Source organism: Nonomuraea sp. NPDC049378 (assembly GCF_055586745.1).
The window spans coordinates 306,713-321,426 of sequence record NZ_JBVJHP010000006.1 but is presented as its reverse complement, the minus strand read 5'-3'; the positions used below and the strand labels follow the sequence as shown (position 1 = coordinate 321,426).

Below are 14,714 nucleotides of genomic sequence, written 5' to 3'. Positions count from 1 at the left end.
GGCAACCCGACGCTGGGAGAGCGGACGCGTTGCCTTACGGGGGAGACGCCGCTGTGCCGTGGATCCGGCGACGTCTCACGCTGCCACACGGGGGACCGGCGACGCGGATGACGGAACGACTGACAACGGGACGAGACATCGAGCCTTTCCGGCTGGACCGCCGACTCGCCCAGGGCGTACAGGGAACCAGGGCCGGCGGGCCGCCACCGATGAGATTCCGGGTGCTGGGCCCGGTGGAGGCCGAGCTCGCTGCCTTCGCCCCCAAACCACGTGGTCTGCTTGCCGCCCTGCTGGCCAGGGCCAACACCGAGGTCGCGATGCCGTCCCTGATCGACGCCGTGTGGCCGGAGGACCCGCCGGCCTCCGCGGTGCGCAGCGTGCGCATCTACCTGTACCGGCTGCGCAAGGACCTGGGACCGCGTCTGTGCTCGGGCGCGTACGGCTGGCGGCTGCGGATCGACGCCGACGAATGGGACGCGGGCCGGTTCCAGAGCCTGGTCCGCCGAGGCCGGGCGGCAGCCGAGGCGGGGCGGGCGCAGGAGGGGGGAGAGCTGCTGCGGCAGGCGCTGGACCTGTGGCGGGGGCCCGCTTTCCAGGGATGCGACGGGCTGCCACTGGTCCGGGAGGAGGCCGCGCGGCTCAACGAGCTGCGTCACACCGTGATCGAGGAACGGCTCGCGATCGAGCTCGACCTGGGCCGTCACCACAAGGTCGTCGACGAGCTCGCGGCGCTCGTGGCGGCCCACCCGTACCGTGAACGGCTGCGTGGTCAGCTCATGGTCGCGTGGTATCGCCTGGGCCGCGCCGCCGACGCGCTCGCCGCCTTCCGCGAGGGGCGCCGTCTGATGGCGGACGAGCTCGGCGTCGAGCCCGGGCCCGAGCTGCGCCGCCTCGAACACGCCATCCTCAACGACGCGCTCCCGGGCCCCGCGGCGGCAGCCCCCGAGTGGCGCGGCGGGGCGATACCGGCGGTGCCCGCCGCGTTGCCGCCTCCGCCCCTGACGTTCGTGGGACGCGAAGCCGAGCTGGCCCTGCTCGACGGGATGACGGCCGGGCGGGGCGGGCCGACGGTGCTCGCGGTGAGCGGCCCGGCGGGGGCCGGCAAGACCGGGCTCGCGCTGCACTGGGCGTGGCGCCAGCGTGGCGCGTTCCCGGACGGACAGCTCTACGCCGACCTGCGGGCCTGCGACGACACCACATCACCCGCGGAGCCCGGCATGGTGCTCGACGGGTTCCTGCGGGCCCTCGGGGTGCGGCCGCACGTGATCCCGCCCGACACCGAGCACCGGTCGGCGATGTTCCGCTCCCTGACCCGTGAACGCGGGCTGCTGATCATCCTGGACGACGTCGACTCCGCCGCCCAGGTCCGCCCGCTGCTGCCCGGAGGCGGGCCGAGCCGCGTGATCGTGATCTCCAGGCACATCCTCCCCGCGCTCACCGCGCTTGAGGAAGCCCGCGCCGTCCACCTCGGCGCCCTCACGTCCGGCGAGGCTCGCGATCTGCTCGTGACGATGCTGAACAGAACCGGCAGAACGCTCGACACCGCCGCGGCGGGGCGGGTCGCCGACCTGTGCGACCGGCTGCCGCTCGCCCTGCGGATCGCGGCCGCGCGGCTGTCGCACCGTCCCTCGTGGACCCTCGCCGAGCTGGCCGACCGGCTCGACGGCGAAGGCGACCGGCTGAACGAGCTGGACCTGGGCGAGATCGGCGTGCGCGGCAGCCTGCTGGCGTCGTACCGGCGTCTCGATCACCGGCAGCGGGCCGCGTTGCGCCGCTTCGCGATCGCAGCCAGACTCGACGGCGTCGCACCATGGCTGCTGGCCGCGTTGCTCGACGTCTCCCAGAACGAGGCCGAAGCCCTGGCGGGCGATCTGGCCGACGCCCAGCTGCTGCAGTACGCCGGCCACGACGTGACCGGAGCGCGCTACCGCTGTCACGACCTGGTACGCCTGTTCGCCCTGGAGCGCGCCGAAGCCGAGGATCCCGAGCCGGAACGACGCGCGGCCCGCGCGCGCGGCGTCGCGGCGCTGCTGGGGGTGCCCCGGCTCGAAGGGCGCCGTGCGGCAGCCGGCCGGTCTCCTGCGCTGGACTGACCGGGCCGCGTGCCGGCGCACGGCACCTCAGCCGCCCGTGAGCAGCGGTGCGTCCTGATCCTCCAGGTGCGGTGCACGGTGCAGCACCTGGACGTGCAGGCGCTCCAGGGCGTGGCCCGGCTCGACGCCCAGGCAGTCACGCAGCCGCCGCCGTACCTCATCATGGAGCGCGAGCGCGTCGGCGCGCCGCCCGGTCCGGTACAGGACGACCATGAGCAGACCCGCCAGCGGTTCGTCGAACGGATGCTGGATCATGGCCTCCGACAGCGGTCCGATCAGGGAGCCTGTACGGCCGAGCTTCAGCTCGGCGGAGAATCTCCGCAACAGCAGCGTCGCGTGCTCGCGCCTGAGTGCCTGCCTGGTGGCCGCCGCCCAATCCCCGTCGATGCCCGCCAGCGGGGTGGCCGTCCACTGAGCGCAGGCGGAGGCGAGCAGCGTCGCGGCGCGGGTGCGGTCGTTCTCGACACGTGCTCGCGCGGCCAGATTGCGTGCCCGGTACACGTCGACGCGGTGCGGCGGGAGGTCGAGGACGTAACCGCCGGCCTCCCTGACGATGTGCGCGGAGACGCCCTTCAGCGCGCCGCGTAACCGCGACACGTGCGTGTAGACGACGTTCCTGACGTGCATGGGTGGCTCCTGCCCCCAGACCCGGCCCACGATCGCCTCTATGGGCACCACCTGTCCTGGCGTCATCGCGAGTACGGCGAGCACGCATCGCTGCCGGGGCGTGCCCAGCGCGACCCGTCGCGGCGTGCCGACGAGTTCCACGGGGCCGAGCAGTCGGATCTCCATGGACACCACCCTGGTCGCGGGCGGGTGAGGAGTTGCTGCGATCCGGCTGAGCCGCACGTCGCGTCAGGTTTCGTCAAGGTTTGCGGCGAGGTCGCCGCAGCAGAGTGGGCGTCACATGTACCGATGCAAGGAGGCATGACATGGATGCCATGACGGCGCTGGACTTCGATGTCCGGCAGTTGCCGGTGGACGTCTTCGACGTGAGCGGCTCCGGGCTGGGACTGGACTCGCTCACCACAGGCCACGGCATGTTCGACAACGGCGCGTCCAGCTGCGGCATCTGCGGTGGATGCTCGGCCTGCAGCATGGTGTGCAGTTGCGGCGCCTGCGCCAGTTCGAACGGCAACTGCGTCGACTGGGACGAGGGCGAAGAGGAATAGGCCCCGCGAACGGAGGGCGCGATCCGGTGAATTCCTTCCGGGGTCTCGGCGCTGCTGCCCGGTCAGGGCGGACGGTCCCGAGCCGGGACGAGTGCCTGGTGGACCGCCTGGTCGCGCCCCCAGCGCCCTCAGCGCCCCCAGCGCCCCCAGCTCCTCCGGCCGCGCCGGTCGCGCCGGTCGTGCGCCTGGCAGGCCTGCCGGCGACGCTTCTCGACGGGCTCCGCACGGTGGACACGGCGAGAGCGGTCGACGAGCATCTCGCGCTGGGAGACTGGCTGGCGGCCGAGGGCGGCGCACTCGGCGATCTGCTGCACGAGGTGATCGGCCGGCTGGCGCCCGGAGACCCGGGCAGGCCGGCGCTGGTGGGCCTGCGGCGCGCGCTGCACGGACGGCGGGCCCCTGGGCCGCGCGAGTGGGGCGACGGGTCGGCCGCTCTGGTGCCGGACGACGTCGCGGCCCGGGTGGGCGTCTGGATCGCCCGGCGGGCGGCGTGGAGACGTGGCGAGGCGGAGATCGCCCTCGCCCTGGCCGCGGAAACCGACCGGGTGCCCGCTCGGCTGCGTGAGATCGTCGCCGCCCCCAACTTCCGCCGGGCACTGTGGCACTCCAGCCCGGCGTTGTCGGCGGAGCTGGACAGGTGGCTGGCGGACGAGTCCCGGACCCCGCGCCACCAGTCGATCACGGCGCTGACCCGCTACGCCGTCCGTGCGGCCACGAAGACCAGCCCGTACGGCACGTTCATGGTGTCGGGCACGGGGGAGTGGACCCGCGACGGCGCGCCCCTGACGGTCACGGGCGATCCCTGGCACTCGGCGCACTGCGTCACGGAACTGTTCGACCAGGTCAGCGCCGACCTGGTGGCCGCGCGGCTGAGCGATCCCGCCGTGCGCGAGACGACACCGGTGCTGGCCACGCCGGCCTGGACGCGGGACGGCGACGTTCTCCGCTACGTCGGGTCGCCGCCGGAGGAGCCCGTGGTGCGCGTCGAGGAGACACCCGCGCTGAGGGCGTGCCTGCGTGCCGCGGCCGAACCCGTTCCCCTCGCACGGCTGCGCGACCGGCTCGCGGCCACCGGCGGCGCGCCGCCCGAGAAGGTGGTCGCCTTCCTGGATCGCCTGCTCGCCATCGGGCTGCTGCGATACGTGCCGTCCGTCGAGCCGGCGGGCGCGGAGACCGCCGTCGCCGACCTCGCGGGACACCGGAGCAGGCACCGTGACCTGCGCGAGCGCGTGGCCCTGCGGGGCGTCACGGTGCGGAGGGCCGGACGCGAGCACGCGGGGGTGGCGCTGGAGACCGCGGTCAGCCACCGCCCGCTGGCCGGCCTCGCGCTGACCGCCTGGCAGCCGGTGCTCGACGACCTGCAGGCGGTGCGGGCCTGGCTGTCGCTGTTCGACCTGGGCCTCGGGGCGCGGCTCGCGATGGCCGAGTGGGCCCGTGGCGCCCTCCCCGGTGGCGGCCCCGTCCCGTTCATCACCTTCTACCGCGCCGTCGCGGAGGAGACACGATCCGGCTCGCCCGCCGGTCGGGCGCTGCGTTCCCTGCTGTCGGCCCGCGCCTCCGATCAGGACCACCAGGCCTTTCCCGTCATCGAGCAGCTCGACGGGCTGCGCATGAAGGAGATCGCCGAGGTCGCGGGAGCGGGCCGGGTCGAGCCGGGCGTCCTCGCCGCCGCCGCGGCGCGGCGTCCCGGCTGGGCCGGCCGCCTGCACTCCATCGGCGTCTACGGCCAGCTCCTGCCCGGCGGAGGAGCCACGGAGTTCGCCGTCAACGCGGTCGACATCGGATTCGGGCGGGGCCGCGCTCGTGTCGGGCACCTGGTGCGCACCGGCGGTGGCCGCTGGCCTGAGCAGGGACGGAGCCGCCTCGATGACGGCCCGGCCTTCGCCGGGTTCGGCGGAACGTTCGGGTTCTCGCTCAACGAGCGGCTGCCCAGCCTGCCGTACGAGCTCGACTACCCCTTCGGGACGGTACCGCGGCCCGGCGTGGCCCGGCTGCCGCTCAGGGACCTGCTCGTCACCCGCGAGGAGGAGAGCGGCCGGCTCCGGCTGAGCCACCCGGCCGGTCCGGACGACATCCGGGTGCTGCATCTGGGCATGTGCGCCACGTCCATCCTGCCGCCGGTGGCGCGGGTGCTGCTCGGCGCGTTCGGCGAGCAGGCCCCGCTCACGCCCGCCCGGCTGGCCCCCTCAGAACCCGTGCCCGGCAGCCCGACGCGGGTCGTGCCGCGCCTCACCGCCGGGCACGTCGTCGTCTGGCGTGCCCGCTGGGAGTCCCCGGCCGGCGAGGTGCCCGCGCGTACGCGAGGCGAGTCCGACGCCGCCTACCTGGTGCGTCTCACGGCCTGGCGCCGGCGGCACGGCCTCCCCGACCGTTGCTTCGTGCGCGCCCCGTCGCGGCGCCGCGCCCCTGGCAACACCGAGAAGCCCTTCTACATCGACTTCCGCTCCTGGCCGCTGGTCCAGGTCTTCGAGTCGCTGCTGCGACGCGCGACCGGGACCGTCGCCTTCGAGGAGGCGCTTCCCGACCCCGCCACGACGGCCGGGAGCGAGGGGACGCGCCAGGTGGCGGAAGTCCTGCTGGAGATCTCCGATCCGAGGATGCGCCATGAGTGAGCGCCAGTGGCTCAGCGCCCACATCTACTACCACGACAATTTGGACGAGGTGATCGTCCGGATCGTCGCCCCCCTGGCTCGCGCGGGAGCCGAGCTGTTCTTCCTGCGCTACTGGGACGGCGGGCCGCACGTGAGGGTACGCGTGGCGACCGAGCCGCACACCACCGCCGGAGTGCGGCGCGAGCTGGAACGCCGGTGCGCCGATCTGTTCAGGGACCGGCCGGCCAGGTTCACGCCAGACCCCGCCGACTACGCCCGCGAGGCCGCCGAGATGGCCAGGCTGGAGCAGGTCACCGCCTACGCGGCGGAGCCGGCGGCCAACAACACGTTGGCGTTCGTCGGCTACGAGCCGGAGTACGTCAGGTACGGCCGCGCCTACATGGCCGCCGTGGAACGCCACTTCACCGAGTCGAGCCGGATCGTGTTGCCGCTGGTGGCCGGCGGGCTCAGCGGTACCCGGCGGATGACCGTCGCGCTGTCCATGATCCTCAGCACCTGGTGGCGTTGCCGGCCGGATCCGGCCCGGCTGGCCCGGGCGAAGAAGGTGGTCGGCGCCCTGGACGTGGACCCGGCCTTCGCCGAGGTCCACGAGCAGCGGCGCGAGGCGATCGCCGAGCTGACGCGGAGAGCAGCGGACGGGCGGTGGGACGAGGGGCCGCTCACCGCGTGGACCACCTCGGTCGACGCGCTGGCGGCGCACGTGGACGAACCACGAGCGCTCTTCCCCATCCTCAACTCGTGCGCCCACCTGGCCTGCAACCGCCTCGGAGTGGACGTGAGCACCGAAGCGCTCCTGCGTTACCTGGCCGCGCGAGCCGTCACCGATCTTGCCAGGGAGAAGGGGTGAGCATGCGCTGGCAGAGCTTCCACGTGTTCTACGGCGGCGACCAGGACCGCCTGGTCGCCGAAGGTGTCCGGCCGTTGTTCGCCGCACTCGCCGGGGAGCTCGGTCCAGGACACCGCGCCTATTTCGTCAGGCACTGGCGTCGCGGGCCCCACCTGCGGCTGAACCTGCTCACCCGGCCCGGCGGCACGGACCTGGCACGGCAGGCGGTGGACGAGCACATGAAAGCCTTCCTGGCCGCCGCGCCCTCCACGGCGCCCCGGCGGCCGGAGGCGGAGATGGCCCTGCACCGGAGGCTCGCGGAGCTGGAGGGCGAACCCGGCCCGCTGGCGCCGTGGGCACCGGACAACAGCGTCGAGGAGGCGCCGTACGCCGGGCCGCGGACCTACGGGGGCGCGTCGGTGGCGGCCGGCCTGCTGGCCGAGCACCTCGCGGCGACCACCCCGCTGGCCTTCGACATCGCCGGTCATGTCATGGCCGGTGGCCGCAGGCTGGCCGTGGCGTTCGACCTGATGATCACGACGGCCGGCCTGCTCGGCGGCGGGCTGAGCGCGGGGCTTGTGTCGTTCCGCTCGCACGCCGAGGCCTTCCTGGCGACCTGGCCCGAGGGGGACGGCCGGCGAGACCTGTGGGACGGGCACTTCGCCGCGCACGAAGCCGACCTGGTGGAGCGGACCCGGCGCCTCGCGACGCCCGGCGCCGCCCCCTTCACGCGGGCGTGGAGCCGGGCGCTGACCGCCTATGCCCGCCGTGCCCGGGCGGAGCTGCGCGCGGGACGGCTCCGGGTGGACGGCGACGACAGCGGGTGGGAAGGCCCGGAGCCCGGCAGCCCGTTCCACCGCGCCCTCGCGGCGGAACGAGGGTGGCCCGAGCTGCGCGACTCGGCGACGTTCGCGATGAACAGGCTGCTTCTCAACGCCACCTACAGCGAGCTCACGCGGCTGGGCGTGACCCCCGCGGAACGTTTCCTGCTCTGCCACCTGGCGGCCGGTGCGGGGGAGAGGGTCTGCGGCGTGACCGCCCTGGACGCCCTGCGCCAGTCGACCGGCGGCGAGCGGCGGGAGGACGCATGACCCACGATGCGAGCCCGATCGGCGCGGACGTGAGCGATCGGACCGAGGAGAGGGTACGGCTGCGGCACGGCGTGACCGGTACGGTCACCGACGACGGGTATGTCCTGGTGCGCTGGCCGCACGCCCAGGACCTCGGCGCGATCACCCCACGGCAGCGGGCGCTGCTGCTGCGGCTCGCCGACGAGGACGTCCCGGCCGGCCAGGACGACGACGAGCTGCTCGCCACGCTGCGCGAGGGCGGGTGGCTGCGCGTCACGGTGGAGCTCGACGGCCGCCCGCTGTACACGCTGACGCCCATGCCGCCGGTCCAGGCGGAGCCGCCGGTGCCGCCGGAGGCGGTGTTGTCGCGGTTCGCCGTGATCCGGCGGAGCAGGGAGGGCATGGAAGCGGAGTCGCCACGCGCCCGCTGCACCTCGTTGCTGCACGACATGTCGTGCCTGCCGGACGCGTTCGACCCCGAGCCCCGGTCCCGGGCGGGACGGCTGCTCAGGGCCGGGCTGTGGCGCGCCGGGCTGCTGGCCCTGCCGGGCACCGAAGGCGACACCTTGCCGCTCAGCCAGTGGTCGGCGCACGAGCTGTGGTTCCACGGCCGCAGCCGCCGTACGACGGGGCTCGGACGCACGCACGGGCGCACCGACTGGGCGGCGGGGCACTTCCCGGTCCCCCCTCCGGTCCGCGAGTCGAGCCCCGGGCCGGGGGTCGCCCTGCACCGGCCCGACACGACGGCGCTGAGGGCCGGAGACCCGCCGCTCGCCGCCGTGATCGGCCGCCGCCGCTCGATCAGGCAACACGACGACCAGCGGCCGCTCACCGCCGCCGAGCTCGGCGAGTTCCTGTTCAGGTGCGGGCGCAACCAGCCGACGACGGACGAGGAGCACGTGCGGCGGCCCTATCCGTCCGGCGGGATGGCGTACCCCCTGGAGATCTATCCGGTGATCAGGCTGGTGGCCGGGGTCGAGCCCGGCCTGTACCGCTACGACCCGCAGGCTCACCGGCTCGAACAGGCCGGCGCCATGACGAACCCCGTACGCCGGCTGCTGCGCGACGCCTCGGTGTCACTGCACGGGCGGGTCGCCGCCGACCCGCAGGTCGTGCTGGTGGTGGCGGCACGGTTCGGGCGGGTCATGTGGACCTACAGGGAGATGTCCTACTCGCTGATCCTCAAGGACGTCGGCGTGCTCTTCCAGACGATGTACCTGGTGGCCACCGCGATGGGGCTGGCGCCCTGCGCGCTCGGGGTGGGCGACGCGGGAGCCTTCGAGGCGGCCACCGGGCTCGATCCGATGGTCGAGGGCAGCGTGGGCGAGTTCGCGCTCGGCAGCCGCCTGCCGGAGCGGAGGGCCGTGTCGTGAAACTCTGGCTGCGGGACGACGTCTACTACGCCGTCACGGACGAAGGAGCCTGCTTCCTCACCTCCAGAGGGGAGGTGCGGTTCGAAGGGGCCGCGGTCGGGCGGTGGATCGAGCGGCTCGTGCCGCGCCTCGACGGGCGGAGCACCCTGACCGACCTCACCGCCACGCTCGATCCGGACCGCACGTCGTACGTCGAGCGCCTGGTGGGTGCGCTGCGGCAGAGCGGCATCGTCACGGAACCGCCGGACGACCCCGCGCCGACCGCGCTGAGCCGGGAGTACGCCCGCGAGATCGGCTTCCTGGCCGCGCACGGCGTCCACGACCGCCGGGCCTTCCTCGGCTACCGGGCTACGGCGACCCTGGTGACGGGGGCCGGCCGCCTGCTGGAGGAGCTGGCCGCGGCCGCACTGGCCTCCGGCCTGGAAAGCGTCACGGTCGCCGAGGAGCCGCCAGGGGAGGGCGAGGCGCCCCGCCGGGACATCGCGGTCCGCGACGCGGGCCAGAGGCTGCGGTGCTGGACCGGGGACCCTCTCGCCGAGCTGCCCCCGGAGACCGGACTGGTGCTTCAGGTGACGTCCGACGCCGCACGGGCGGCCCGCCTGTCGGAGGCCTGCCGCGAGGCGCGCGTACCGCTGGCGCAGCTCGTGCTGAGCCGCCGGGACGAGGCGTGGCTGGTCCCGCCGGACGCCGACTGGGCCGGTGCCTGGCCGCGGCTGCGCGCGGTCGGGGGCGAACGCCCGGACTCCCGCGCCGAGCCGCCCGCGCATGCGGGGCGCCTGCTGACGCTCAGACTCGCGCAGGCGGCGTTCCGCACGCTGACCGGCGCCGTTCCCCTCGCCTCGCGCGGCCTGCTGACCAGGGTCGCCACCGATTCCATGGAGAGCACGGAACACCGCTGCGCGCCCCATCCCCTCGCGCGTCCCGCGACCGCTCCGGACGCCGCGCGCCGCACGCCCGCGCCGCCGTCGGGGGAAAGGCTCAGCCGGGCGCGGGTGCTGGAGGCGGGCGCGGAGGCCGGAGACCGGCTGCTCGGCTGCTTCACGCCGGTCGAGACGGACTGGGCGCAGCTCCCGCTGCGCGTCCGCAGGGCCCTGGTCCCCGACCCGGCGGGCAGGGACGGCCCGCTGGTCGTGGACGGCTCCGGATTCCACGACGACCACGCGCGTGCCCGGATGACGCTGCGGGCGCTGGCCGCCTACGGCTCCCTGGTGTGCGACCCGCGGCGTCTCACCGCCGACGGCCTGATCCACGGGTACGAGCCGGACGAGCCGGAACGGGTCCGGCCGGTTCCGGCGGGCCAGGTGTTCCCCGGCCATCCGCTCGCGAAAGCCGGTGGCTTCCCCGACGTCCCCGACGTGACCGGCGGCTGGCCGCGTCCTGGCGTGGCGGCGGGCCAGGACTGGGCCGAGGCCGTGGGCGCGGCACTGGCCGCCCAGGCGGCCAGGCTCACGCTCGCCGCCCTGCCGCACACCGCCGCCCGCCATCCGCGCGTCGACCTCGACAGGGCGGCACTGGACGCGGAAGGCGAACGCACCCGCGCGTTCCTGCGGGTGCTCGGGGAGGACGTCGAGATCTACGACGTCACGGGGCCTCTCGGCGTGCCGGTGTACGTGCTGCGCCGCGCCGGGACCGCGCTGGCCGCCGCCGCACTCGATCCCGCCGCCGCGTTGGGCGACGGGCTGCGCAAGGTGCTCCAGGCCATCCAGTCCGAGGCGGACGGCCGGCCCGCGTACGCGCCGCCCGGCGTACCCGACCTGCCCGCATCCCGCCGCGCCTCGCCGGGCGACCCGGCCTCGCCCGTCCGTCCCGCGCTCGGCCCCGCGCAGGCCGCGGCCCGGTTGCGCGCGGCCGGGCGCGTCCCGGTCGCCGTGCCACTCGACCACGACAGGAAAGTCGCCGAACTCATGCCCTATCTCGTGCACGTGGTGTTGTGCGATGCCTGACGAAGTGCTGCTCACCGGCGACGGCCTGCTGAGCACGAGCATCGCGACCGCGCTGAAGGAACAGGGGATCGCCACGAGCCCCGCCACCCCGGGGGCCGCGGGTGAGCCGTACCTGCTGGTGGCCGCCGACGACGGATGGAACACCGCGCGCACCGCGGCGGCGCGCGCGACCGGCGCCCGCCTGGGCCTCCCCTGGCTCCGGGTGCGCGCCGAACTCGGCCGCATCGTGATCGGGCCGCTGGAGAGCGCCGGCCGGCCCGGATGCGTGAGTTGCGCGGAAGCCCGGCGACGGCGGGCGAACCCCCACCGGCGCGTCCAGCGCGAGGTGCTCCGCCGCAACCGCGCGCGGCTGAGCACCCGGCCGTCGCCCTCGCTCACCGCGCTCGGCGCCGAGGCGGCGGCGACCCTCGTGGCCGAGGACGCCATGCGGATCGGGACGGGCGGGCGACCGGCAACGGAGGGCGCTCTCCTGCTGCTCGACCTGGAGACGCTCGCCGTCAGCCGGCACCCCGTGCTCCCCGACCCGCTGTGCCGCGTGTGCGGCGGGGCGGACGAACCGGACCCGGTGTCCTTGTCGGCCAGGCCCGCGCACGGGCTCCACACCTTTCGTGCCCGCCCGATGGACGAGCGGCTGGAAGCCCTGGAGAAGCTCTACGTCGACCCCGTCACCGGACTCGTGCGTTCGCTGGACACCTTCGCGGGCGAGGGGCTGGTGCTCACCGAAGCCCCCGTCGGCCTGCGGGGCGGCGAGACGGAGAACGGTTACGGCCGGGCGGGCACGGTACGGCACAGCCGCCTCGTCGCCCTGCTCGAGGCGCTTGAGCGGTACGGAGGCGCGTCCCCCTCCCATCCGCGCACGGTCCACGCCGCCTACGCCGACGTCTCGGACAGGGCGCTCGACCCGCGCGCCCTCGGGCTCTACCCCCCGGAGCGGTACGCGCTCGACGGCTTCGGGTTCCGGCCGTTCACCGAGGACGAGCCCATCACCTGGGTGTGGGGGCATTCCCTGGCGCGCGGGCGGCCCATCCTGGTGCCGCGCTCGCACGCCTACTTCGCCGCGGCGCACACCGGAGGGAGGCACGAGCACGGCCTGGTCTACGAGGTGTCGAACGGCTGCGCGCTCGGCTCCTGCCTGGAGGAGGCGGTGTTGTTCGGGCTCATGGAGGTGGCCGAGCGCGACGCGTTCCTGCTCACCTGGTACGCCAGGCTTCCCGCGCCACGGCTCGTCACCCGCGGGGACGATGCCGAATCGGACCTGATCCGGGCGTCCATCGAGGCCGAGACGGGTTTCGAGGTGCACCTGTTCGACATCACCGTCGAGCAGCGCATCCCGTGCGTGTGGGCGATGGCCGTGAACCCGGACCCGGCCGGCCCGGCGCTGGCGTGCGCGGCCGGTTCCCACCCGGATCCGGTGCGTGCCGTGCGCAACGCGCTGACCGAGCTGGGACCCGGGACGCGGTCGCTGCTGGCCCGCTACCCCGGGCAGGAGGCGCGTGCGCGCACCATGGCCGCGGACCCGCGCCAGGTCCGCGAGATGGAGGATCACGCACTCGTGTACGGCGACCCCGGCACCGCCGGCCGCCTGTCGTTCCTGACGGACTCGCCAGGCAGGCGGACGCTGGCCGAGATGCCGCAGATCACCGAGTACGGCGGAACGGACCTGCGGGACGACGCCATGAACGCCGCACGCCGCTACCTCGACCGCGGCATGGACGTGATCGTGGTCGACCAGACCGCGGCCGAGCACCGGGCGGCCGGCCTCGTCTCCGTGAAGGTCATCGTGCCCGGCACGCTGCCGATGACCTTCGGCCACGACCATCGGCGCGTCGACGGCCTGCCCCGGCTGTACGAGGTGCCGCGCCTGCTCGGCCACCTCGACCGGCCGCTGCGCGCCGACGAGGTCAACCCGCATCCCCATCCGTTCCCATGACCGCGCCTGTGACGGGGCCCGAGCTCACGACCTGGGGGGCCGCCCGCCGGATCGGCGGCTGGTTCCGGCCGTACCGGCGCCATGTCATCGGGTCGTTGTCCCTGGTGCTGGTGTCCGTGCCGGTGAGCGTGGCGTCGCCGCTCCTCATCCAGGTCGTCATCGACGAGGCGCTGCCCAGCCGCGACGCAGCGGCGCTCGCCCTGCTGTGCGGCCTGCTCGTCGCCCTCGGCCTGCTCGGCAGCGTCCTCGCGGTCGGCGAGATCGCCTGGTCGAACTGGGTGGGGCAACGAGTGAGCGCACAGCTGCGCATGGACCTGTACGACCGTGTCACCTCGCGGCCACTCGGGTTCTACTCCGAACGGTCGGCCGCGGAGACGCAGGCCAGGCTGATCAGTGACGTCGACGGGGTCGACAAGCTGGTGACGGGTACGGCGCAGCAGGCGCTGGGCGCGATCACCTCACTCGCCGCCGCCGCCCTCGCGATGGCGATCCTGAGCTGGCCGCTCGCGCTGGTGTCCTTGGCCCTGGCGTGGCTGCTGAGCCTGCTCAACCGCCGCTTCACGCTGCGCCGCCGTGGGCTGGCCCGGCAACGGCAACGGCTGCTGACCACGCTGATGCGGTACGCGGCGGAGGACCTGTCGGCCGGCGGCGTCCTGCTGGGCCGCACGCTCGGCCGTACGGCGGCACAGCGGCAGCGCTTCGCGCAGGTGTGCCAGGACGTGCGTGACGTGACGATCCGCCAGCGCGTCACGGGGGCGCTCGCCTACATGGCCATCGGCGCGTCCTTCGCCTGCGTGCCACCGATGATCTTCTGGCTGGCCGGGACGGTGCTCGACGGGCTGTCCGTCGGCACGGTGGTGGTCATGGCGCTGTTGCAGATGCGGCTGTCGTCGCCGATCGAGACGCTGTTGCTGCTCAGCGGGTCCGTGCAGGCCGCGGTGGCCAAGTTCGAGCGCATCGCCGAATATCTGGACATCCCGGAGGCGCAGCCGATCGACCGCCCCGGACCGCCTCGTCGTGAGGCCGTGACCGGCGTGTCGGCGGTCCTCATCGGAGTCGGCCACGACTACGGCGGTGGCCGCCGACCGGTCCTCGATGACGTCAACCTCGTGGTGGCCGCCGGGACGGTCACCGTCCTGACCGGCCGCACCGGCTCCGGCAAGAGCACGCTCGGGCTCGTCCTCGCGGGCCTGCTGACCCCCGCACGAGGCGAGGTCCTCGTCGACGGCGCCGCCAGGCTGCGCGACGTCGCCACGCTCGTCCCCCAGCACACGACGATGTTCAGCGGGTCGATCCGGGAGAACCTGGCCTTCGCCCGGGACGGCGTGACCGAGGAGGAGATGCGCGCCGTCCTCGCGGCCGTCAGCCTCGACAGCCTGGTCGACGCGATGCCGGACGGTCTCGACACCCCCGTGGGGGAGGACGGCCACCAGCTGTCCGGCGGCGAACGCCAGCGCCTGGCGGTCGCCCGCGCCCTGCTGGTCCCGTGCGGCCTGCTGATCGTGGACGAGGTGACGAGCGCGCTCGATGGAGTGACCGCCGAGCACGTCTTCTCCGTCCTCCGCCGCCACTGCCGCGACAGGGCGCTGGTGGTCATCACCCACCGGTCCCCGTCGGCGGAGCCGGGCGACCGGCTGCTGGTCGTCGAGGACGGGCGGCTGCGTCCCGCGTTGTCGTACGAGTGGGCGCCCTGAT

General features: G+C 74.4%; 10 protein-coding genes. 9 read left to right on the top strand and 1 reads right to left on the bottom strand.

All coding sequences use genetic code 11. From position 1 onward, the window contains the following. Window positions 1-221 precede the first annotated feature (221 nt). The gene (locus ACZ6SA_RS15805; RefSeq protein WP_465828506.1) at window positions 222-2,093 is read left to right on the top strand and encodes an AfsR/SARP family transcriptional regulator; all 1,872 of its coding nucleotides are present in this window, start codon (window positions 222-224) and stop codon (window positions 2,091-2,093) included. A gap of 27 nt (window positions 2,094-2,120) precedes the next feature. On the opposite strand, the gene ACZ6SA_RS15800 is transcribed toward ACZ6SA_RS15805, so the two are convergent. Continuing rightward, the gene (locus tag ACZ6SA_RS15800) at window positions 2,121-2,885 is read right to left on the bottom strand and encodes an AfsR/SARP family transcriptional regulator (RefSeq protein ID WP_465828505.1); all 765 of its coding nucleotides are present in this window, start codon (window positions 2,883-2,885) and stop codon (window positions 2,121-2,123) included. A 140-nt stretch (window positions 2,886-3,025) separates the two neighbouring features. Here ACZ6SA_RS15800 and ACZ6SA_RS15795 point away from each other — a divergent pair, with 140 nt between their 5' ends. The 8 genes from ACZ6SA_RS15795 (at window position 3,026) to ACZ6SA_RS15760 (ending at window position 14,713) form a co-directional block, all read left to right on the top strand. After that, on the top strand, window positions 3,026-3,265 hold the full coding sequence (locus ACZ6SA_RS15795; protein WP_443150796.1) for a thiomuracin/GE37468 family thiazolyl RiPP peptide: 240 nt from the start codon (window positions 3,026-3,028) through the stop codon (window positions 3,263-3,265). A 179-nt stretch (window positions 3,266-3,444) separates the two neighbouring features. After that, a complete protein-coding gene (locus tag ACZ6SA_RS15790) occupies window positions 3,445-5,877 on the top strand; it encodes a lantibiotic dehydratase (protein ID WP_465828503.1) in 2,433 nt (810 codons plus the stop codon). Beyond that, window positions 5,870-6,724: a thiopeptide-type bacteriocin biosynthesis protein gene (locus ACZ6SA_RS15785; protein WP_347642372.1), complete on the top strand. Its 855-nt coding sequence runs from the start codon at window positions 5,870-5,872 to the stop codon at window positions 6,722-6,724. The genes ACZ6SA_RS15790 and ACZ6SA_RS15785 overlap by 8 nt, the downstream gene beginning before the upstream one ends. Window positions 6,725-6,726: 2 nt before the next feature. Further along, window positions 6,727-7,794: a thiopeptide maturation pyridine synthase gene (locus tag ACZ6SA_RS15780; protein WP_347643124.1), complete on the top strand. Its 1,068-nt coding sequence runs from the start codon at window positions 6,727-6,729 to the stop codon at window positions 7,792-7,794. Continuing rightward, a complete protein-coding gene (locus ACZ6SA_RS15775) occupies window positions 7,791-9,146 on the top strand; it encodes a SagB family peptide dehydrogenase (RefSeq protein WP_465828501.1) in 1,356 nt (451 codons plus the stop codon). Before ACZ6SA_RS15780 ends, ACZ6SA_RS15775 begins: the two co-directional genes overlap by 4 nt. Next, a complete protein-coding gene (locus ACZ6SA_RS15770) occupies window positions 9,143-11,089 on the top strand; it encodes a hypothetical protein (protein ID WP_465828499.1) in 1,947 nt (648 codons plus the stop codon). Before ACZ6SA_RS15775 ends, ACZ6SA_RS15770 begins: the two co-directional genes overlap by 4 nt. Next, entirely contained in the window at window positions 11,082-13,019 is a 1,938-nt protein-coding gene (locus ACZ6SA_RS15765) for a TOMM precursor leader peptide-binding protein (RefSeq protein WP_465828497.1), read from the top strand. The genes ACZ6SA_RS15770 and ACZ6SA_RS15765 overlap by 8 nt, the downstream gene beginning before the upstream one ends. Further along, complete coding sequence (locus ACZ6SA_RS15760) at window positions 13,016-14,713, top strand: ABC transporter ATP-binding protein (protein ID WP_465828495.1); 1,698 nt, start codon at window positions 13,016-13,018, stop codon at window positions 14,711-14,713. The genes ACZ6SA_RS15765 and ACZ6SA_RS15760 overlap by 4 nt, the downstream gene beginning before the upstream one ends. Window position 14,714: the final 1 nt, after the last annotated feature.